The following is a 20498-nucleotide window of genomic DNA, read 5'->3' as shown; positions in this document are numbered from 1 at the left end:
CTTTCGCTTGCTAACTCGAGGTGGCGTATATTACGCTTTCCTCTTTCAGAGTCAAGCGTTTATTTTCGCTTTTCATCTGGCTGACGGGCCGGTTTATAAGCCGTTGTGCCGTGTCAGTGGAGGCGCAGTATAGGGATTTTCCGGGAGCTGACAACCCCTAATTTCAAAATCATGACCAAGCGCTTGTTTTTCGAGCGCTACGTCTATTTTTGACGCGCTTTAATCGCTTTTGGCAGGTCGCTGAGGCTATTAATCACCAAATCTGCCGCCGCTTCGCTTTCTTCAGTCACTGGCTTACCGCTGCGAACCAGCACTTTTGTCCCTACTTGTGCAGCTGATGCCGCCTGCATGTCTTCTAGTTTGTCGCCAACCATATAAGAAGAGGCCATATCTATATGTAGAAACTCTTGAGCGGAAAGCAACATACCCGGTTGCGGTTTGCGGCAATCACAGGTTTGGCGAAACTCTTCTACTATTGCCTCGGGATGATGCGGACAATAATAGATGCCATCAAGATCAACGCCACGGTCTGCTAAAGACCAGTCCATCCATTCTGTGAGATTTTCAAAATCCGCTTCAGTAAACATGCCGCGGGCGATACCTGACTGATTGGTGACAAGCACTAACGCATAGCCCATTGCTTTTAACTCACGCATTGCATCAATTACACCATCAATGAACTCAAACTGATCAACTTCATGGACATAGCCATGATCAACATTAATGGTGCCATCACGATCGAGAAAAATAGCGGGAACAGACTGTGCCACTTGGAAACTCCTGAAACTGGGATTATTAGCAGTAGTATCGCATGATTTCTTATCCTGGCGGGAATAGACAATCATTCGCAGATTGATTTAGACGTCTGGATGCCTTAACATCCATATCGATAACGGTCATCGCCCGTTGTCGGCAGCAGAAAATGCCACGGCTTACACTCATACGATAATAAATAACCTAATGATTAAACTTTCGAATATCACCAAAGTGTTCCAGCAAGGGAATCGCAGCATCCAGGCATTGAATAATGTCAGTTTGCATGTTCCTGCCGGGCAAATTTATGGCGTGATTGGCGCATCAGGTGCTGGGAAAAGCACACTTATCCGTTGCGTAAACCTGCTTGAGCGTCCAACGCAAGGTTCAGTCCTGGTCGATGGCCAGGAACTGACCACGCTTTCTGAAAGCCAGCTGACCAAAGCACGCCGTCAGATTGGCATGATTTTTCAGCATTTTAACTTGCTCTCTTCCCGCACGGTTTACGGCAATGTTGCATTACCGTTGGAGCTGGATAATACGCCGCGCGAAGAAATCAAACGTCGGGTATCAGAGTTGCTCGAACTGGTCGGGCTGAGCGAAAAGCACGATGCTTATCCAGCCAACTTGTCCGGCGGGCAAAAACAACGCGTAGCGATTGCGCGTGCGCTGGCAAGCAACCCTAAAGTGCTTTTGTGTGATGAAGCCACCAGCGCCCTGGATCCAGCAACAACACGTTCGATTCTGGAATTGCTGAAAGATATCAACCGCCGTCTTGGCCTGACGATTCTCTTAATTACTCATGAAATGGATGTTGTAAAACGCATCTGTGATTGCGTCGCAGTCATTAGTGACGGTGAGTTAATAGAACAAGACACTGTAAGCGAAGTGTTCTCTCATCCGAAAACACCTCTTGCGCAGCAATTTATTCAATCAACTTTGCATCTGGATATCCCGGAAGATTACGCCCAGCGTTTAAGCACAGAGAAAAACGAGACTACCGTTCCGCTGCTTCGCCTGGAATTTACCGGCCAGTCTGTTGATGCGCCGCTTCTTTCCGAAACCGCACGCCGCTTTAATGTGAACAGCAATATCATCAGCGCGCAGATGGATTACGCCGGTGGTGTGAAGTTCGGCATTATGCTGTGCGAGCTGCATGGTGAACATCAGGATATGGACGCTGCAATCGCATACTTGCAGCAGCAACATGTAAAAGTAGAGGTGCTGGGTTATGTCTGAGCCGATGATGTGGTTACTCCTTAAAGGAGTGTATGAAACGCTGGCGATGACGTTTGTGTCCGGCTTCTTTGGCTTTGTTCTGGGTCTTCCTGTAGGCGTGCTTCTTTATATTACCCGCCCAGGCCAAATCAGCGCGAACGCGAAGCTTTATAACAGCCTGTCAGCGCTGGTAAATATCTTCCGTTCCATTCCGTTCATTATATTACTGGTATGGATGATTCCATTTACCCGGATGATTGTCGGAACCTCGATTGGTCTACAAGCTGCAATCGTGCCGTTAACAGTAGGCGCAGCACCATTTATTGCGCGTATGGTAGAAAACGCCCTGTTGGAAATTCCATCAGGCCTGATTGAAGCCTCACGTGCGATGGGCGCGACGCCAATGCAAATTATCCGCAAAGTATTGCTGCCAGAAGCACTGCCAGGTTTGGTGAATGCGGCGACCATCACACTGATTACTCTGGTTGGCTATTCTGCAATGGGCGGCGCCGTGGGCGCTGGCGGTTTAGGTCAGATTGGTTATCAATACGGTTATATCGGTTATAACGCTACCGTGATGAATACGGTATTAGTGTTATTGGTGGTATTAGTGTATTTAATTCAATTCTCAGGCGATCGTATCGTCCGGGCTGTAACTCACAAATAATACGTTCAACACAACATCGTTTTTACACATAGTAAGGAAGGGATATGTCTTTTAAATTTAAAACCTTTGCAGCAGTTGGTGCTCTGATTGGTTCTCTGGCACTCGTGGGTTGTGGTCAAGACGAGAAAGATCCAAACCATATTAAAGTTGGCGTCATCGTTGGTGCTGAACAACAGGTTGCAGAAGTTGCAGTGAAAGTCGCAAAAGAAAAATATGGCCTGGATGTTGAGCTAGTGACTTTCAACGATTACGTTCTGCCTAACGAAGCGCTGAGCAAAGGCGACATCGACGCTAACGCCTTCCAGCATAAACCATACCTGGACCAGCAGATCAAAGATCGTGGCTACAAACTGGTTGGTGTGGGTAATACCTTTGTTTACCCAATCGCTGGCTACTCCAAAAAGATCAAATCTATAGATGAGCTGCAAACTGGCGCGCAAATTGCCCTGCCAAACGACCCAACTAACCTTGGCCGTTCACTGCTGCTGCTGCAAAAACAAGGTCTGATCAAACTGAAAGATGGCGTCGGTCTGCTGCCAACTGTTCTGGATGTAACTGAGAACCCTAAAAATCTGAAACTGGTTGAACTGGAAGCACCACAGTTGCCACGTTCTTTGGACGATGCTCAGATTGCACTGGCTATCATCAACACCACCTACGCAAGCCAGATTGGCCTGACTCCAGCGAAAGACGGTATCTTCGTTGAAGATAAAGACTCTCCATACGTAAACCTGATCGTTTCCCGCGAAGACAACAAAGACGCTGAAAACGTGAAGAAATTCGTTCAGGCTTATCAGTCTGATGAAGTTTACGATGCAGCAAACAAAGTCTTCAACGGCGGCGCAGTAAAAGGCTGGTAAGTTTCCATTCTTCTATTTTTGCGTAAATAATCTAAGACGGGCTTATGCCCGTCTTGTTATTTGTACGAGAGCTTGGTTCAATAATCGCGTTTTATCATTCATTGAGGAAAAATTATGCGTGCTTTACCGATCTGTTTATTAGCAGTCATGCTCAGCGGCTGTACGATGCTAAGCAGATCCCCCGTTGAACCTATCAAAAGCACTGCAACACCGCCGAAAGCCGAGCCTGCAAAACCTAAGGCCGTGAAACCAGCACCCGTAAAAATCTATACCAATGCTGAAGAATTAGTCGGTAAACCATTCCGCGATCTCGGTGAAGTCAGTGGCGATTCATGCCAGGTTAGCAATCAGGATTCTCCACCCAATATCCCGACAGCTCGTAAACGCTTGCAAGTTAACGCATCAAAAATGAAAGCAAACGCGGTGCTGTTGCATAGTTGTGATGTGACTAGCGGCACGCCAGGTTGCTACCGTCAGGCGGTTTGTGTTGGGTCTGCGTTAAACGTATCCGCAAAATGACAGCCTTTAGTTTTGAGCAAATTGGCGTTATTCACTCTCCTTATAAAGAGAAGTTTGCCGTTCCCCGCCAACCCGGTTTAGTCACTGATGGCGGTGGCGAATTGCATTTACTGCCCCCGTATAATGTGGCAGATGCCGTTCGCGGCCTTGAAGGCTTCAGCCATCTATGGCTGCTTTTTGTCTTCCACCAAACGATGGAAGGTGGCTGGCGGCCCACGGTACGTCCGCCACGGCTCGGTGGGAACGCGAGGATGGGCGTATTTGCTACGCGTTCCACCTTTCGCCCGAATCCCATCGGCATGTCTTTGGTCGAGCTGAAAGGGATTCGTTGCCAAAAAGATCAGGTCATTTTGCAGTTGGGCAGTCTGGATTTAGTCGATGGTACGCCGGTCGTTGATATCAAACCTTATTTACCATTTGCCGAAGCGATACCAGAAGCCGTTGCGGGTTACGCGCAAAATGCTCCCGTTGCCGATATGTCGGTTTATTTCACGCCAGAAGTACAACAGCGATTATCGTTACTCGATAAACATTATCCGTACATTGAGCGTTTTATCCGCCAGGTACTGGCGCAAGACCCACGCCCGGCCTATCGTAAAGATGAAGACCCAGGTAAAAGCTACGCCGTTTTATTATTAGATTTTAATGTTCGCTGGCGTGTCACCGAGCACGGGTCAGAAGTGTTTGCCGTTGAGAACCGTTAATTTATCGCCCTTCTCTTTTGACATTCCTGCCACACTGGTAAACTAAAACACTTATTTTGCATCAGGCTACTCAGGTAGCCAGTTATCTGCCGTTCAAATGGAACCGTAACAACATGCGTACTAGCCAATATCTGCTCTCCACACTGAAGGAGACACCAGCCGACGCCGAGGTCATCAGTCATCAACTGATGCTGCGCGCCGGGATGATCCGTAAACTCGCTTCAGGTTTGTATACCTGGTTGCCGACCGGTCTGCGTGTCCTGAAAAAAGTCGAAAACATCGTGCGTGAAGAGATGAACAACGCCGGTGCCATCGAGATGTGCATGCCCGTGGTTCAGCCCGCAGATTTGTGGCAAGAAAGTGGTCGTTGGGAACAGTATGGCCCAGAGCTGCTGCGTTTTGTTGACCGTGGCGATCGTCCATTTGTCCTCGGCCCAACTCACGAAGAAGTCATCACTGACTTGATTCGTAACGAACTCAGCTCTTACAAACAGCTGCCACTGAACTTCTTCCAGATTCAGACTAAGTTCCGTGACGAAGTTCGCCCACGTTTCGGCGTGATGCGTTCCCGTGAATTCCTGATGAAAGACGCTTACTCTTTCCATACTTCTCAGGAATCCTTGCAGGAAACTTACGATGCGATGTATCAGGCCTACAGCAAAATCTTCACCCGTATGGGTCTGGATTTCCGCGCGGTAGAAGCGGATACCGGCTCGATTGGTGGTAGCGCTTCTCATGAATTCCAGGTGCTGGCACAAAGCGGTGAAGATGATGTCATCTTCTCGACCGAATCTGATTACGCAGCGAATATCGAGTTTGCAGAAGCGGTTGCTCCGGTTGGCGGCCGTGCAGCACCAGCCGTTGAAATGACGCAGATTGATACCCCGAATGCGAAAACCATCGCTGAGTTGGTTGAGCAGTTCAACCTACCAGTTGAAAAAACAGTCAAAACTCTGATGGTCAAAGCGGCTGAAGGTAGCGCTTACCCACTGGTTGCTTTGCTGGTTCGCGGCGATCACGAGCTGAACGAAGTTAAAGCCGAAAAACTGCCGCAAGTTGCTGCCCCGCTGACTTTCGCAACCGAAGAAGAAATTCGTGCGGTAGTTAAAGCCGGTCCAGGTTCCCTTGGTCCAGTTAATCTGCCAATCCCTGTGGTTGTTGACCGTACCGTTGCTGCGATGAGCGATTTCGCGGCTGGCGCAAATATCGATGGCAAACACTTCGTCGGTATTAACTGGGAACGTGACGTTGCGCTGCCAGAAGTTGCTGATATCCGTAATGTTGTCGAAGGCGATCCAAGCCCGGATGGTAAAGGTACGCTGCTGATTAAACGCGGTATCGAAGTTGGCCACATCTTCCAACTGGGTACCAAATATTCAGAAGCAATGAAAGCCTCTGTTCAGGGTGAAGATGGTCGTAACCAGACACTGACCATGGGTTGCTACGGTATCGGTGTGACTCGCGTAGTGGCAGCAGCCATTGAGCAGAACAACGACGAGCGCGGCATCCTGTGGCCAGACGCTATTGCACCGTTCCAGGTTGCTATTCTGCCAATGAATATGCACAAGTCTTTCCGCGTGAAAGAACTGGCTGAAGAGCTGTACTCCACTCTGCGTGCTAAAGGCATTGAAGTGCTGATGGACGACCGTAAAGAGCGTCCTGGCGTGATGTTTGCTGACATGGAACTGATTGGTATTCCACACACTGTTGTTATCGGCGATCGCAATCTCGATAGCGAAGAAGTTGAATACAAAAATCGCCGTGAAGGTGAGAAGCAGATGATCAAAACCAGCGAAATCATTGATTTCCTGTTGGCCCAGATCCAGCGCTAAAATTTAAGCAGTACAAAATAAAAAGCCCCGCTAGTCACCTGGCGGGGCTTTTTTTATGAAGATTTTATCAGTCGTGGCAGGTTTTCTTCGGCTCGAACTTTGCAGCCCGGTCAGCAACAACTGTTTTTCTCAGTTCGCCACTGTCTGGCGAGGCCTGCAAAGTAAAGTGCGCTTCTACCACCAGCAACACCGGCTGGTAATCTTCCCCGCGAGCTGCTGCGTAGCCACGCTCAAGTTCCGCGTTGCTGGCAACATCAAACGTTTTACCCGTGGCACAATCCTGGAAAATCGCCGCATCAGCCATGTATTTATACATGCCTTTCATGGCCATTGGGGTTGCAGGCAACGCCGCTTTCATTGGCTTCAAGGTGTAATTGAGTTGGGACTCAATAGAATTGCCGGAACGATCCAACATTTCCAGATCATCACCTTTCGGACGGAAGTAGAGCTTTTCACCGTTGCTTTCGGTCAACACTAATTTATCTGCCGTACGCGCCCAACTGCCATATGAGGCAAATACCGCTGGCTCTTTCGCGCCCTCGTAGCGCTGATTCATGACCCACGAGCCATCTTTTTCTAAAAACAGCGACGTTTCAATTCCTGAACAATCCGCACAAGGGAGTACACCTCGATAGCTTTGCTGCATCGGTTGTAGTTCTGCGGCTTGTGTTGGCTGCAAAGTTTGAACTTCAGCCCGGTTATTACAGCCAAAAAGTGCGAACAAGCTGCACACGGCTATAGCTGACAATAGAATCTTTTTCACCATCTCTTCCTTCTGCTGGTCAATTTCTTTGTCGTTAATTATTCGGGACGACGAACTTTTCCACGAAGCGATTTCGTCGTGGATTTTTGGGATTTAGAGGCCAGACGGCGCTCTTTTGACGCTCGCGTAGGGCGCGTCGCTCGTCGGCTTTTCTGCTCAACGGTTAATTCCTGAATCAGCGAAATTAATCTCGCTACCGCGGCTTCACGATTCATTTCCTGGCTGCGATATTCCTGCGCCTTAATCACCACCACGCCATCAGGCGTAATCAGGTGATGACTCGCTGCCAGCAAGCGCTCTTTATAATACTCTGGCAGGCTGGAGGTACGAATGTCAAAACGTAAATGGATAGCCGTTGAGGTTTTATTCACATGCTGGCCGCCCGCTCCTTGCGCGCGGATTGCCGTAATAGTGACTTCATTGTCCGGTATTGCTACCGCCCGGGAGACTTCTATCATCAATGATGCTGCCAGGCCGTAAAGTGAATTTCGAGATTATTCTCAGCATTAGACAACCAGATAGCGCCATCCTGGATGGTGGCCTGCAAGTTCATCGAACGCGTACCGAACTCACACAGTTTTGCCAGTTGTTCATCATCGAGATACCAGATTGAAAGGTTCTGATATTGTTTGAGTTTATTTTGATGCTGCTGCCACCAGATTTCAGCCGCACGGCTATTATAGGTAAACAACGCGACTTCACCTGACTGGCTACAGGCTTTTTTCAGGCGTTTTTCATCTGGCAGACCAAGCTCAATCCACAGGTCGATACCCATGTGATCATTACGCTGCCAGATTTCTGGCTCGTCTTCCGCACTTAAACCCCGACTGAATTGCAGCCGCTCGTTGGCATATTTAATCCACGCCAGTAAACGCAGCATCATACGTTCCTGAGTTTCCGAAGGATGGCGCGCAAGCGTCAGGTTGCTATCCAGGAATTGATTGCGATCGAGATCGGCAACATTCACCATCGCTTTATAAATTGTCGCTTTTAACGCCATCACACTTCTCCGAACTCAATTAGGCGCTCATTGTAACGAAAACCTCGCTAAAACGCTGTTATCTATTCACTCAACCAGAGAGTTGCACTGCTGATATCGGTTTCATCCCTGTGGTATAGTCACCTTGCTAAACAGAGTTTATCTTCGTAGGCTTAACTGCATCCCACAGTTAAGTCTGAGGTCGGGACTCTGAAAGGAGGGCGTGTGGAAAAGTATTGTGAATTAGTACGGCGGCGCTATGCGGAAATAGCCAGCGGAGATTTGGGTTACATTCCCGATGCACTGGGTTGCGTCCTGAAGGTGCTGAACGAAGTGGCTTCCAACGAAGCACAACCAGAATCTATTAGGGAACAGGCGGCGTATGCTGCCGCGAACTTACTGGTGAGCGATTATGTCAATGAATGATGCCTATCAACCCATCAATTGTGATGATTATGACAATCTCGAGCTCGCCTGCCAGCATCACTTATTATTGACGCTGGAGTTAAAGAGCGGAGAAGTTTTCAAGGCGAAAGCCAGTGACCTGGTGTCTCGTAAAAACATCGAATATTTGATTCTCGATGATGCCGGTGCCACACGCGAAGTTCGCCTCGATAAAATAGCCAGCTTCAGCCATCCTGAAATTGGCACTGTCGTAGTTAGCGAGTCTTGATACGCAAAGTATCCGCATAAGTGGGCAGCCCTGGGCTGCCCTTTTTTATGGCTTCATTGTGGCGTAATAAGCGGCAAGATTGCTGATGTCTTCATCTGACAAACCGCTAACGTAGGCTTTCATGATTTCCGCCTGGCCACCACTGCGCTCACCCTTTTTATAGGCGTGCAAAGAGTGCTCCAGATACGCCTCATTTTGCCCCGCAAGATTCGGGTACATTGGCACTGAAACTTTTCCCGCCACACCGTGACATGCCACGCACATCATGGCCTTTTGCTCACCCGCGCTGGCATCACCCTTAGCCAGTACCGGTTGGGCACACAATAAAACGCCCGCTAAAATAATCATCCTCTTCATTGCTTATTCTCCTTTTGCCAGTCGATACGCCAGCATGAGTTTTCCGTTGCTTTTCCATCCTGAGTGACAAAAACGCCCAGGGCGGCAATCAATTTATCGCCATAAAATAGCAGCGGTGTTCTTTCTCGAGCCCAGGGTGGAATGCCTGATTCTTGCCAGATTTTTTTCAGACTCCGGCCACGATCACGTCCCACAATATGAAACTGCCCGGATGCTTTAAAGCGCACGCTTACCGGTTCGTTTTCAAGCGGTGCTCGCACTTCAATCCCATCAACACCTAATTGCAGAATGCCTAAACCTTCTGGCAACGTTAATGGCTTAAAAGGCGCAGGCCACGGGAGAGTTTCATCCCCTAAACCCTGCATGACAGGCAGCCAGTATAATGCGCCCTGGTAACGACGAACTTCATGGTCACCAAATTTCAGGCGTGGATTCGCATCTTCACGGCTCGTTGCCACCTCATCCCACAAACGAACCAACGCGGCCCGCGAGGGCATAAGCGCATGTTGCCGGGCAAACCAGCGCCGCAGTAGGGCTGCACGCCGAATATCACTGAGCGCCTGCATAGGTTCAATGAGTAATGCTCCGTCAGCCCGAACCAGGTCATTAAGTTGCTCTGCCAATAGCTCATCGAGAAGTTGCTCTTGCTCACCACACAACTGCGCGCTGCGGGCCACGCTCTGTGGGAAATGCGGCCATCGCTGCTGGATTTCAGGAAGGATTTGCAGGCGCAAGAAATTGCGATCGTAACTGTCATCCTGGTTACTTTCGTCTTCAATCCACGTTAACTGATGTTCTTCCGCCCACGCTTCCAGCTCTTTGCGAGTTTGCCCCAACAAAGGCCGAATCAACTCCGTCTCACCAAAAGGCAAACGCTCTGGCATGGCCGCTAAACCGGCTGGCCCACTCCCCCGTTTCAGGGCAAGCAAAAATGTTTCGCACTGATCGTCCAGATGCTGTGCAGTGAGCAATACTTCATGCGGGCGTATAGTGTCGGCCAATGCCTGGTAACGCGCAGCCCTTGCATGGGCTTCAATACCTAATCCGTCATCAGCCAGCTTTACGCGTTTTACCTCAAGCGGCACGTTCCATTGCGTGCAAACATTCTGACAATGCAATGCCCATTCATCGGCATTTGAGCTTAACCCGTGATGAATATGCATGGCTCGAATATGAAAATTCGCACCATGATTATCGCGAAGCGTGACCAGTTGATGAAGCAAAACCGTGGAGTCCAGGCCACCACTAAACGCCACCAGCAAATGTGTGTGCGGTTGCAGTAATTTGATGAGAAAAGGAAGTGGCATAGTCAGTAATTAAAATAAGGATTTGCCCGGAACGTTACCGGGCAACATGAAGTGAGGCAAGCGTTACTGTTGGTAAAGTTCTAACGGCAGCCCATCGGGGTCATTAAAGAAAGTAAAGCGCTTATCCGTGAAAGGATCGATACGCACCGGCTCACATTTCACGCCATGCTTTTCCAAATGCGCGATCGCGCTGTCGATATCACCAACACTAAACGCCAGGTGACGCAGCCCGCAAGCTTCCGGGCGACTTGGCCGCGCAGGCGGGAAAGGAAATGAGAACAGCTCAATGACGTATTGACCATTTAACGCCAAATCCCCTTTCCACGAGTCTCGTTCTTCACGATAAGCTTCCGCTAGCAGCGTAAAACCGAGAACATCACAGTAAAAATGCTTACTGGTTGGGTAGTCCGACGCGATGATTGCGATGTGGTGAACTTGCTTTAAACCCAGCATAAATGCTCCTTAATCTTTTCTGCACGGTAACTATCAGGATTCTCTAAATCAAGACGTTAAACCGTTTTTAAGACTCGTACACGATAAATCCCATCCTCACCCAGTTTGGCTCCGTGAATGTCAGTTTCAAAGCCAGGGTAATGCTCACCCACCGAACATAACATCAGCAAGAAATCGAGTACTGCGCGGCTTTCATTGGTGATCATCTCACCCGGCATGACCACCGGCACGCCTGGTGGATACGGCAGAATCATGTTGGCTGACACTCGATTCAACAACTGTTCAATTTCAACGGTTTCAACATTACCTTTCACTTGCTGCTGATAGGCTTTATGCGGCGTCATTTTCATTTCCGGCAGCACATCAAAAGCACGCAACATCAGGTCAGAAAGATTGTGCTGCTTAATTAGCTTGTGAATACCCTGCGCTAAATCCTGAATACGCATATTACGATAAAAATCAGGGTCTTCAGCGTATAAGTCCGGCAGCATATTTTTCACACGCAGGTTGAGATCGTAGGAGCGTTTAAACTCTGTCAAACCACGAAGTAAGCTCAATGCTTTGGTTTTGTCGATACCAATACTGAACAGGAACAGCAGGTTATACGGCCCCGTTTTTTCGACGACGACGCCACGCTCATCGAGGAATTTTGCCACCAGTGCCGCCGGGATCCCCTCTTCTGCCATGCTACCCAGCTCATCCATCCCCGGAGTCAGAATGGTGACTTTTATCGGGTCGAGATACATATGATCGGCGTCAGCATCTTTGAATCCATGCCAGTCTTCTTCGCCAGGAGAAATCGGCCAGCAGGCCGCTTCGTCGATATATTCCGGCTGCCAGATATCAAAGAACCAATCCTCAGATTCTTCGCGCAAGCGTTGAACTTCACGGCGGAAATGCAGCGCTCGCTCCACAGAGCGGTTTATCAAACGCTTTCCCGGATTTCCCCGAAGCATGGCTGCAGCTGTTTCGATAGACGCCACTAGCGGATAGCTAGGCGAAGTGGTGGTGTGCATCATGTAGGCTTCGTTGAACGTCTCCTCGTCGTAATCCCCTTTGATATGGATTAGAGAGGCTTGCGACAGCGCCGCCAGAAGTTTGTGTGTGGACTGAGTTTCATAAATGACTTTACCCGGCACACGATCGCCGCTCATGCCACTTTTCCCCTGATAAATAGGATGGAAGTTGGTATAGGGCACCCAGGCAGAATCGAAATGAATCGAAGGCACATCGAGGGTTTGTTTGATGAACTCGGTGTTATAAAGCAAACCGTCATAAGTCGAGTTGGTGATCACCGCATGCACCGGCCACTGCGCATTTTCCGTCGCAGCGACTTTCTCCTCAATACTCGCGCGCATAAATTCACGCTTCGGGATGCCGCCCAAAATCCCCAGCGCGTTGCGCGTTGGCTTGAGCCAGATTGGGACCAGATCCGTCATCATTAACAAATGGGTCAGCGATTTATGGCAGTTACGATCGATAATGACTGTGCTACCGGAAGGAGCCGCGTACATGCCAACGATTTTATTCGACGTGGATGTCCCGTTGGTCACCATGTAACTCTGTTCTGCACCGAACGTCCGGGCGATATACTCTTCGGCTTCAAGATGCGGCCCGGTGTGATCCAGCAACGATCCCAGCTCAGTGACCGAAATAGAGACATCCGCTTTCAGCGTGTTCGCGCCAAAGAAGTCGTAGAACAAGCAGCCAACCGGGCTTTTCAGGTAGGCAGTCCCCGCCATATGGCCTGGCGTGCAGAAAGTATATTTCCCTTCGTTGACATAATTGAACAACGCTTTAGTCAGCGGCGGTGTGATGTTATCCAGATATTCATTGGTGTATTGACGGATGCGCAGGGCGATATCGTCGGCGGCACTGAGTGCATATTCAAAGAACCACAGCGCCATGCGCATTTCGTTGACGCTGACATCCAGTGAGGAATGCGTATTGATAAATGCATACAGGGGCAAATATTCATTCAGCGCGTTAATTTCACTGCATAAATCCAGGCTGTACTCGTCCCAGTCAAAAATGACTCCACAGATACGCGGATTATGTTCGATGAGTTTAAGCAAGTCGTTGCTGTTGGTGGGATAAATAAGCCGAAAACCTTGTACTTCCAACGCCTGATGCAGCTCTTTGATTGGCTCATCTTTATAGAAAACGCCATGCGCTCCCATGATTGCAATAATATTCAACACTCACCTCCTGGCAAAAAACCTTCAGGTAAGCATAGTTTATTGAAATGGGGTGGAGAACAAGCGCGGAGGTGTAAGGTTTCTTAAAGTGCGCTATTCAGGATGATTCACAGACAATAAAAAAAGGCCAGAATCTCTTCTGACCTTTTTCTTCAATATACCCTGCAGCTTGAAGGATTATGGGTATATCACGCGTAGCCGTAACTCATCAGACGATGATAACGACGAGCCAACAGCTCTTCGGTATTCAACACGTCCAGATCAGCCAGGTCAGCCAGCAGTTGCGCTTTCAGAGAAGCAGCCATCGCATCCACATTACGGTGTGCGCCGCCCAGAGGTTCAGGGATAACGGAATCAATCAGCTTCAGCTCTTTCAGGCGTGGGGCAATGATGCCCATCGCTTCTGCGGCAATCGGTGCTTTGTCAGCACTTTTCCACAGAATCGACGCACAGCCTTCTGGAGAGATAACGGAATAGGTGCTGTATTGCAGCATATTCACTTTATCGCCCACACCAATTGCCAGAGCACCACCAGAACCACCTTCACCGATGACGGTACAGATGACTGGCACTTTCAGACCAGACATTTCACGCAAGTTACGCGCGATGGCTTCTGACTGACCGCGTTCTTCCGCGCCCACACCAGGATAAGCACCTGGGGTATCGATGAAGGTAATGATTGGCATATTGAAACGCTCAGCCATTTCCATCAAACGCAGTGCTTTACGATAGCCTTCTGGTGCTGGCATACCGAAGTTACGGCGAATCTTCTCTTTGGTTTCACGGCCTTTCTGATGGCCAATAACCATCACCGGACGACCATCGAGACGCGCAATCCCACCAACAATAGCTTTATCGTCAGCATACGCACGGTCACCCGCAAGTTCATCGAACTCATCAAAAGCGAGACGCAGGTAATCAAGCGTATACGGGCGCTGCGGGTGACGCGCCAGTTGAGCAATTTGCCATGCTCCTAAATCTGAGAAGATCTTACGTGTGAGTTCTACGCTTTTTTCACGCAGACGCTGCACTTCTTCGTCCAGATTAATATCTAACTTTTCGTCCTGACGGCTAACTGCAGTCAGGGAATCAATTTTCGCTTCCAGCTCTGCAATCGGCTGTTCAAAATCGAGGAAATTCAGACTCATAATATTCCTGTATTAGTCAAACTCCAGTTCCACCTGCTCCGGGCCTATCAGCGAGCGAAGCTCATTGAGCAAACGATCGCTAGGAGATACACGCCATGCTGCGCCAAAACGCAAACGTGCTCGTGCATCCGCTCTCTGATAGTAGAGATGTACTGGAATGGTCCCCGAACGATGGGGTTCCAGAGACTGACGGAGACGGTTCAAAAGCTGGTCATCAATTTGCCTGTCCGTCAGCGAGATAGCAAGCCCACGCGCATACTTTTCGCGGGCCTCGTCTATGTCCATAACTTCGCGAGCGGTCATTTTAAGGCCACCGCTGAAGTCATCAAAGCTGACCTGTCCGCTGACGATCAGGATACGGTCTTTTTCCAACAGATGCTGGTACTTTTCTAACGCATCTGTGAATAGCATCACTTCCAGGCGACCAGAACGGTCATCCAGAGTGCAGATGCCAATGCGATTGCCACGTTTGGTAACCATCACCCGCGAAGCAATCACCAGACCCGCAGCCGTGGTCATTTTACCACGTTCTGTCGGGTGCATCTCTTTCAGGCGCATGCCGCCGACATAGCGCTCGATTTCTTTTAGATACTGAGTGATTGGGTGGCCGGTCAGGTATAAACCTAACGTTTCACGTTCACCATCCAGCACCACTTGTTCAGGCCACGGAGTCACGCTGGCGTAGGATTGTTCAACTTGCTCCGGCTCATCAGCCAGTACACCGAACATATCCACCTGGCCGATAGCTTCGGCTTTCGCGTGCTGATCGGCAGCTTTCAGCGCATCGGGCAGCGCATTCATAAGGGCTGCCCGATGCGGCCCAAGGCGGTCAAACGCCCCGGACATCACTAATTTTTCAAGGATACGTTTATTGAGTTTTTTAACGTCAGCACGCGCACAGAGATCGAACAATTCGCGGAAATAACCGCCTTCGTTACGCGCCTCAATTATCGCTTCAATCGGGCCTTCACCCACACCTTTAATCGCACCAATGCCGTAAACAATTTCCCCGTCGTCATTGACGTGGAAGTGGTATAGCCCGGAGTTAATATCCGGTGGCAAGATTTTCAGGCCCATGCGCCAGCATTCATCCACCAGGCCGACGATTTTCTCGGTGTTATCCATATCCGCAGTCATCACCGCGGCCATGAATTCTGCCGGATAGTGAGCTTTTAACCATAGAGTCTGGTAAGAAACCAGCGCATACGCAGCGGAGTGAGATTTGTTAAATCCGTAACCGGCAAATTTTTCAACCAGGTCGAAGATTTTAATCGCCAGCTCACCGTCAATGCCACGAGACTTCGCGCCATCTTCAAAACCGCCACGCTGCTTCGCCATCTCGACCGGGTTCTTTTTACCCATCGCACGACGCAACATGTCCGCACCGCCCAGCGAGTACCCCGCCAGCACCTGTGCAATCTGCATAACCTGTTCTTGATACAGGATAATGCCGTAGGTCGGTTCCAGCACCGGTTTCAGGCTTTCATGCTGCCACTGAATATCCGGATAGGAAATAGCTTCACGCCCGTGCTTACGGTCAATAAAGTTATCAACCATGCCTGATTGCAACGGCCCAGGGCGGAACAGCGCCACCAATGCAATCATATCCTCGAAGCAGTCGGGTTGCAGACGCTTGATCAAATCTTTCATGCCGCGAGATTCAAGCTGGAACACCGCAGTGGTTTCCGAGCGTTGCAGCATGTCGAAGCTTTTCTTATCCTCGAGCGGGATAGCGGCGATATCTATCGGCTCTAAACCCTGCTTCGCCCGACGCGGGTTGATCATCTTCAGCGCCCAGTCGATGATGGTGAGCGTACGCAGACCAAGGAAGTCAAACTTCACCAGCCCTGCATATTCCACATCGTTTTTATCAAACTGGGTGACCGGGTTTTGCCCCTGGTCATCACAATAAAGCGGCGCAAAATCGGTAATTTTGGTCGGTGCAATAACCACCCCACCGGCATGCTTACCGGCGTTACGCGTGACCCCTTCGAGCTTCCGCGCCATATCAATAAGCGCTTTTACTTCTTCGTCAGCTTCGTAAATTTCAGGAAGCTGCGGCTCAGCTTCAAACGCTTTTGCCAGCGTCATACCCGGATCTGGCGGGATAAGCTTAGAAATACGATCGACGAAGCCGTACGGGTGCCCCAGTACACGGCCCACATCGCGGATAACCGCTTTTGCCGCCATCGTACCAAAGGTAATAATCTGAGATACCGCTTCGCGCCCGTACATTTCTGCCACGTGATCGATAACGCGATCTCGTTTTTCCATACAGAAATCGATATCGAAGTCCGGCATCGAAACACGTTCCGGGTTAAGGAAACGTTCAAAAAGTAGATCAAACTCCAGGGGATCAAGGTCGGTGATCTTCAGGGCATAAGCCACCAAAGAACCGGCACCAGAACCACGGCCAGGGCCAACAGGCACGCCGTTGTCTTTCGACCACTGAATAAATTCCATAACGATCAGGAAGTAGCCCGGGAAGCCCATCTGGTTGATAACTTTAAGCTCAATATCCAGACGCTCATCGTACGGCACTCTTTTTACCGCACGCTCTTCAGGATCTTTGAACAAGAACTCCAGACGATCTTCCAGCCCTTCCTTCGATTTCATGACCAGGAAGTCTTCGGTAGACATTTCGCCCGTCGGGAATTGCGGCAGGAAGTATTCGCCCAGACGCACCGTGACGTTACAACGTTTGGCGATTTCTACACTGTTTTCCAACGCTTCCGGAATATCGGAGAACAGCTCGCACATCTCCTCTTCGGTACGCAGGTACTGCTGTGAAGAGTAATTGCGGGGGCGCTTAGGGTCATCCAGCGTAAACCCATCGTGGATAGCCACGCGGATTTCATGGGCGTCAAAGTCTGTGGACTCAATGAACCTTACGTCGTTGGTTGCAACAACCGGTAAGCCGCGTTCGTCTGCCAGAGCGACGGCGGCGTGCAAATAAGTTTCTTCATCAGGACGACCGGTACGAATCAGTTCCAGATAGAAGCGATCGGCAAAATACTGCTGGTAGAATTCCAGACACAAATCAAGCTGTGCCGTATTCCCACGCAACAAGTTTTTGCCAATATCCCCCATGCGCCCACCAGAAAGCAGGATCAGCCCTTCGTTTAACTCGGCAAGCCAGGTGCGGTCGATAACCGGTCCCGCAGCACCATAACCACGTTGATAGGCTTTCGAGATGAGCAAAGTCAGATTTTGATAACCGACATTATCAACAGCGAGCACGGTTAAATGGCTGAGTTCATCACCCAGCAATTCGTTTGCCACGTTAAAGTCAGCACCAATAATGGGCTTGAGGCCCACGCCATGCGCAGCACCATAGAACTTCACCAGCCCGCAAAGGTTGGTGAAATCGGTGATAGCAATAGCTGGCATCCCCATTTCCGCGGCTTTCTTTACCAGCGGAGCGGTTTTCGCCAGGCCATCAACCATGGAATAGTCACTGTGCACCCTGAGGTGTACGAAACGTGGTTCAGCCATTTCTCATTCCGTTTAGATGTATAACGTACGTCCGCAAATCAGGACGCCAGTCCGAGAGCGCGTTTGACCGGAGCAAAACTACGGCGATGGTGCTCAGTCGCACCATGCTCTGCCAGCTTTTCCAGATGGAAAGCGGTAGGGTAGCCCTTGTGTTGGGCAAAACCATATTGCGGAAAGGAGATATCAAGCTCTGCCATTTCACGATCGCGCGTCACTTTGGCAATTATTGATGCCGCGCTAATTTCTGCAACCCGGCTATCGCCTTTTACCACAGCCAGCGAAGGCATAGGTAATGCAGGGCAGCGGTTGCCATCAATCAATACATACTCAGGAACCACATGAAGGCCTGCAACGGCACGCTGCATCGCTAACATAGTGGCATGAAGAATGTTTAATTGGTCAATCTCTTCCGGCTCCGCACGCCCAAGGCTCCAGGACAGCGCTTTTTCGATGATTTCTTCGTAAAGCGCGTTGCGGCGTTTTTCAGAGAGTTTCTTGGAGTCTGCAAGACCAAGAATAGGTTTTGTAGGATCCAGAATCACCGCAGCAGTGACAACCGCACCAACAAGAGGGCCGCGCCCAACTTCATCAACACCAGCCACCAGGCGCGTGTGAGGATAAATAAATTCAATCATTGGGCAAGCTCCAATACAGCATCTGCGGCTTGTTCATCAGCATTACAACGAATCTGCTGATGCAGGTCGCGGAATGTATCGTGCATTTGATGGCTCTGCGCACCGTCTTCAAGCAGCGGTTCCAGTGCCTTCGCCAACGCGTGCGGCTCACACTCTTCTTGCAACAATTCTTTGACCAGTTCACGGCCTGCCAACAAGTTAGGCAGTGAAACGTAATCGGTTTTTACCAGGCGCTTCGCCAGCCAGAAGGTAAAGGGCTTCATGCGATAGCCCACGACCATTGGGCATTTTGCCAACATGCACTCAAGTGCAGCGGTGCCAGAAGCCAGCAATGCAGCATCACTTGCAACCATCGCTTCGCGCCCTTGCCCATTGAGCAGGTGCATCGTCAGATCGGGTGCCACTTCTGCTTTGATACGCTCAAACTGTTCACGCCGTTTGGCATTAACCAGCGGCACCACAATCTCAAGCCCTGGAAAACGCTCGCGTAGCAATAGCGCTGTTTTAAGGAAATCAGCACTTAGCATTTCAACTTCTGCGCCACGGCTACCAGGCAACAATGCCAGGCATTTAGCATCAGGCGAAATACCGAGTGTCATGCGTGCGGCATTTTTATCGGGATCAATCGGCATGGCATCAGCCATGGTATGACCGATAAAGCGGCACGGGACATTAAATCTATCGTAAAACGCTTTTTCGAAAGGCAGAAATGCGAGCACCAGATCCGTTGCTCTGCCAATTTTGAAAACACGTTTTTGGCGCCACGCCCAAACAGATGGACTGACGTAGTGAATGGTACGAATACCCTGCTTTTTAAGATTACCTTCCAGGGTGATATTGAAATCAGGCGCATCAATACCGACAAAAACGTCTGGCTGCAATTCAGTGAAACGGCGCGTGAGGTCCGCACGAATGTGAAGTAAACGACGCAGACGACCGAGCACTTCAACAATGCCCATCACTGCCAGTTCTTCCATTTCATACCAGGCTTCGCAGCCTTCAGCCTGCATCAAAGGCCCAGCGACCCCCACGAAGCGAGCATCAGGAATCCGGGCTTTGAGAGCACGAATCAGACCTGCACCAAGAATATCGCCGGAGGTTTCTCCGGCGACCAGGGCAATCGTAAGCGGGCGACCTGATTTCATCTAGCGAATCAAACCACGCGTTGAACGAGCGAAGAATTCAACAAATGCTTTCACTTCTGGATGTTGCTCGGCAATTTGAGCAATCTCAGGTTTGGCTTCTTCGAAGGTTTTACCGCTGCGGTAGAGAATCTTGTACGCATTACGCACTGCGTGGATGGCTTCTCTACTGAAACCACGGCGCTTCAGACCTTCGATGTTCACGCCAAATGGCGTTGCGTGGTTGCCCTGCGCAATAACATATGGCGGGACGTCTTGCGCCACGCCGGAACAACCGCCCACCATGACGTGTGCACCAATAATGCAGAACTGGTGCACTGCCGTCATGCCACCGATGATAGCGAAATCATCGACAGAAACGTGACCAGCAAGCGTTGCGTTATTTGCAAGGATACAGCGATTACCTACTGTGCAGTCGTGCGCCACATGCGCATTTACCATCAGCAAGTTATCACTACCCACCTTCGTCAAACCACCGCCCTGCTCTGTTCCGCGATGGATGGTAACGCTTTCGCGAATGCGGTTGCGATCGCCAATTTCCACACGGGTCGGTTCACCAGCATATTTAAGATCCTGGTTAACTTCACCAATGGACGCGAACTGGTAAATCTCGTTGTCACGGCCAATAGTCGTATGACCATTTACCACAACATGAGACTTCAGGACGGTACCTTCACCGATCTCAACATGCGGACCAACAATACAAAACGGACCAATATGGGCGTTAGCACCAATGACGGCACCATCTTCCACAATGGCAGATGGATGAATAAAGGCGGATTTATCAATCACGTA

Annotated in this window: 21 protein-coding genes; 8 read left to right on the top strand and 13 right to left on the bottom strand. The window is 50.0% G+C overall.

Annotation, left to right across the window (positions count from 1 at the left end; all coding sequences use genetic code 11):
- Window positions 1-203: 203 nt before the first annotated feature.
- Complete coding sequence (gene gmhB / locus M2371_RS19750; RefSeq protein ID WP_115630703.1) at window positions 204-770, bottom strand: D-glycero-beta-D-manno-heptose 1,7-bisphosphate 7-phosphatase; 567 nt, start codon at window positions 768-770, stop codon at window positions 204-206.
- A 190-nt stretch (window positions 771-960) separates the two neighbouring features.
- Here gmhB and metN point away from each other — a divergent pair, with 190 nt between their 5' ends.
- The 6 genes from metN (at window position 961) to proS (ending at window position 6553) form a co-directional block, all read left to right on the top strand.
- A complete protein-coding gene (gene metN / locus M2371_RS19745) occupies window positions 961-1992 on the top strand; it encodes a methionine ABC transporter ATP-binding protein MetN (protein WP_259268512.1) in 1032 nt (343 codons plus the stop codon).
- Window positions 1985-2638 carry a methionine ABC transporter permease MetI gene (locus M2371_RS19740; protein WP_034493533.1) on the top strand — a complete coding sequence of 218 codons (654 nt, stop codon included), beginning with the start codon at window positions 1985-1987 and terminating at the stop codon, window positions 2636-2638. Before metN ends, M2371_RS19740 begins: the two co-directional genes overlap by 8 nt.
- Before the next feature lie 44 nt (window positions 2639-2682).
- Entirely contained in the window at window positions 2683-3498 is an 816-nt protein-coding gene (locus M2371_RS19735) for a MetQ/NlpA family lipoprotein (protein ID WP_034493531.1), read from the top strand.
- A gap of 114 nt (window positions 3499-3612) precedes the next feature.
- On the top strand, window positions 3613-4017 hold the full coding sequence (gene rcsF / locus M2371_RS19730) for an Rcs stress response system protein RcsF (RefSeq protein ID WP_034493529.1): 405 nt from the start codon (window positions 3613-3615) through the stop codon (window positions 4015-4017).
- Entirely contained in the window at window positions 4014-4721 is a 708-nt protein-coding gene (gene tsaA / locus M2371_RS19725) for a tRNA (N6-threonylcarbamoyladenosine(37)-N6)-methyltransferase TrmO (protein ID WP_259268511.1), read from the top strand. Before rcsF ends, tsaA begins: the two co-directional genes overlap by 4 nt.
- 113 nt (window positions 4722-4834) lie before the next feature.
- On the top strand, window positions 4835-6553 hold the full coding sequence (proS, locus tag M2371_RS19720) for a proline--tRNA ligase (RefSeq protein ID WP_259268510.1): 1719 nt from the start codon (window positions 4835-4837) through the stop codon (window positions 6551-6553).
- A 67-nt stretch (window positions 6554-6620) separates the two neighbouring features.
- Here proS and nlpE read toward each other — a convergent pair whose 3' ends face one another.
- The 3 genes from nlpE to M2371_RS19705 are packed head-to-tail and all read right to left on the bottom strand — an operon-like array spanning window position 6621 to window position 8316.
- Window positions 6621-7316: an envelope stress response activation lipoprotein NlpE gene (gene nlpE / locus M2371_RS19715; RefSeq protein WP_172895485.1), complete on the bottom strand. Its 696-nt coding sequence runs from the start codon at window positions 7314-7316 to the stop codon at window positions 6621-6623.
- A gap of 38 nt (window positions 7317-7354) precedes the next feature.
- Window positions 7355-7774: an alternative ribosome rescue aminoacyl-tRNA hydrolase ArfB gene (gene arfB / locus M2371_RS19710; RefSeq protein WP_259268509.1), complete on the bottom strand. Its 420-nt coding sequence runs from the start codon at window positions 7772-7774 to the stop codon at window positions 7355-7357.
- Window positions 7774-8316, bottom strand: coding sequence for a YaeQ family protein (locus M2371_RS19705; RefSeq protein ID WP_259268508.1), 543 nt, complete (start codon window positions 8314-8316; stop codon window positions 7774-7776). The genes arfB and M2371_RS19705 overlap by 1 nt, the downstream gene beginning before the upstream one ends.
- Before the next feature lie 204 nt (window positions 8317-8520).
- Between M2371_RS19705 and M2371_RS19700 the strand changes: the two genes are divergently transcribed.
- Window positions 8521-8721 (top strand): YaeP family protein, encoded by a 201-nt coding sequence (locus tag M2371_RS19700; protein WP_034460828.1) that lies wholly within the window; start codon window positions 8521-8523, stop codon window positions 8719-8721.
- Window positions 8708-8968 carry a Rho-binding antiterminator gene (gene rof / locus M2371_RS19695; RefSeq protein ID WP_115630721.1) on the top strand — a complete coding sequence of 87 codons (261 nt, stop codon included), beginning with the start codon at window positions 8708-8710 and terminating at the stop codon, window positions 8966-8968. The genes M2371_RS19700 and rof overlap by 14 nt, the downstream gene beginning before the upstream one ends.
- A 45-nt stretch (window positions 8969-9013) precedes the next feature.
- Here rof and M2371_RS19690 read toward each other — a convergent pair whose 3' ends face one another.
- From M2371_RS19690 to lpxA, 9 genes are all read right to left on the bottom strand, one after another.
- Complete coding sequence (locus M2371_RS19690; protein WP_172895489.1) at window positions 9014-9325, bottom strand: cytochrome c; 312 nt, start codon at window positions 9323-9325, stop codon at window positions 9014-9016.
- Complete coding sequence (tilS, locus tag M2371_RS19685) at window positions 9322-10632, bottom strand: tRNA lysidine(34) synthetase TilS (protein ID WP_259268507.1); 1311 nt, start codon at window positions 10630-10632, stop codon at window positions 9322-9324. The genes M2371_RS19690 and tilS overlap by 4 nt, the downstream gene beginning before the upstream one ends.
- A 63-nt stretch (window positions 10633-10695) precedes the next feature.
- On the bottom strand, window positions 10696-11085 hold the full coding sequence (locus tag M2371_RS19680; protein ID WP_259268506.1) for a VOC family protein: 390 nt from the start codon (window positions 11083-11085) through the stop codon (window positions 10696-10698).
- Between the two features lie 56 nt (window positions 11086-11141).
- Window positions 11142-13283, bottom strand: coding sequence for a lysine decarboxylase LdcC (locus M2371_RS19675; RefSeq protein WP_259268518.1), 2142 nt, complete (start codon window positions 13281-13283; stop codon window positions 11142-11144).
- A gap of 188 nt (window positions 13284-13471) precedes the next feature.
- On the bottom strand, window positions 13472-14431 hold the full coding sequence (gene accA, locus M2371_RS19670; RefSeq protein WP_259268505.1) for an acetyl-CoA carboxylase carboxyl transferase subunit alpha: 960 nt from the start codon (window positions 14429-14431) through the stop codon (window positions 13472-13474).
- A gap of 12 nt (window positions 14432-14443) precedes the next feature.
- Window positions 14444-17926 (bottom strand): DNA polymerase III subunit alpha, encoded by a 3483-nt coding sequence (gene dnaE / locus M2371_RS19665; RefSeq protein WP_259268504.1) that lies wholly within the window; start codon window positions 17924-17926, stop codon window positions 14444-14446.
- A 38-nt stretch (window positions 17927-17964) separates the two neighbouring features.
- Entirely contained in the window at window positions 17965-18561 is a 597-nt protein-coding gene (gene rnhB, locus M2371_RS19660) for a ribonuclease HII (protein WP_172895492.1), read from the bottom strand.
- Window positions 18558-19706: a lipid-A-disaccharide synthase gene (gene lpxB / locus M2371_RS19655; protein ID WP_034493504.1), complete on the bottom strand. Its 1149-nt coding sequence runs from the start codon at window positions 19704-19706 to the stop codon at window positions 18558-18560. The genes rnhB and lpxB overlap by 4 nt, the downstream gene beginning before the upstream one ends.
- Entirely contained in the window at window positions 19707-20495 is a 789-nt protein-coding gene (gene lpxA, locus M2371_RS19650) for an acyl-ACP--UDP-N-acetylglucosamine O-acyltransferase (RefSeq protein ID WP_034493502.1), read from the bottom strand.
- Window positions 20496-20498: the final 3 nt, after the last annotated feature.

This window comes from Buttiauxella sp. BIGb0471 (assembly GCF_024807715.1).
GTDB lineage: Bacteria > Pseudomonadota > Gammaproteobacteria > Enterobacterales > Enterobacteriaceae > Buttiauxella > Buttiauxella agrestis.
Note: the sequence above shows the minus strand (reverse complement) of the source record. Positions and strands in the feature narration are given on the sequence as shown.

Bases quoted from the DNA above. Each gene is read 5' to 3' on its own strand.
- proS (WP_259268510.1), top strand. From the start codon at position 4,835: ATGCGTACTAGCCAATATCTGCTCTCCACACTGAAGGAGACACCAGCC.
- rnhB (WP_172895492.1), bottom strand. From the start codon at position 18,561: ATGATTGAATTTATTTATCCTCACACGCGCCTGGTGGCTGGTGTTGAT.
- metN (WP_259268512.1), top strand. From the start codon at position 961: ATGATTAAACTTTCGAATATCACCAAAGTGTTCCAGCAAGGGAATCGC.
- M2371_RS19690 (WP_172895489.1), bottom strand. From the start codon at position 9,325: ATGAAGAGGATGATTATTTTAGCGGGCGTTTTATTGTGTGCCCAACCG.
- lpxB (WP_034493504.1), bottom strand. From the start codon at position 19,706: ATGAAATCAGGTCGCCCGCTTACGATTGCCCTGGTCGCCGGAGAAACC.
- M2371_RS19680 (WP_259268506.1), bottom strand. From the start codon at position 11,085: ATGCTGGGTTTAAAGCAAGTTCACCACATCGCAATCATCGCGTCGGAC.
- M2371_RS19740 (WP_034493533.1), top strand. From the start codon at position 1,985: ATGTCTGAGCCGATGATGTGGTTACTCCTTAAAGGAGTGTATGAAACG.
- arfB (WP_259268509.1), bottom strand. From the start codon at position 7,774: ATGATAGAAGTCTCCCGGGCGGTAGCAATACCGGACAATGAAGTCACT.
- accA (WP_259268505.1), bottom strand. From the start codon at position 14,431: ATGAGTCTGAATTTCCTCGATTTTGAACAGCCGATTGCAGAGCTGGAA.
- tilS (WP_259268507.1), bottom strand. From the start codon at position 10,632: ATGCCACTTCCTTTTCTCATCAAATTACTGCAACCGCACACACATTTG.
- rof (WP_115630721.1), top strand. From the start codon at position 8,708: ATGTCAATGAATGATGCCTATCAACCCATCAATTGTGATGATTATGAC.
- tsaA (WP_259268511.1), top strand. From the start codon at position 4,014: ATGACAGCCTTTAGTTTTGAGCAAATTGGCGTTATTCACTCTCCTTAT.
- M2371_RS19705 (WP_259268508.1), bottom strand. From the start codon at position 8,316: ATGGCGTTAAAAGCGACAATTTATAAAGCGATGGTGAATGTTGCCGAT.
- dnaE (WP_259268504.1), bottom strand. From the start codon at position 17,926: ATGGCTGAACCACGTTTCGTACACCTCAGGGTGCACAGTGACTATTCC.
- M2371_RS19735 (WP_034493531.1), top strand. From the start codon at position 2,683: ATGTCTTTTAAATTTAAAACCTTTGCAGCAGTTGGTGCTCTGATTGGT.
- rcsF (WP_034493529.1), top strand. From the start codon at position 3,613: ATGCGTGCTTTACCGATCTGTTTATTAGCAGTCATGCTCAGCGGCTGT.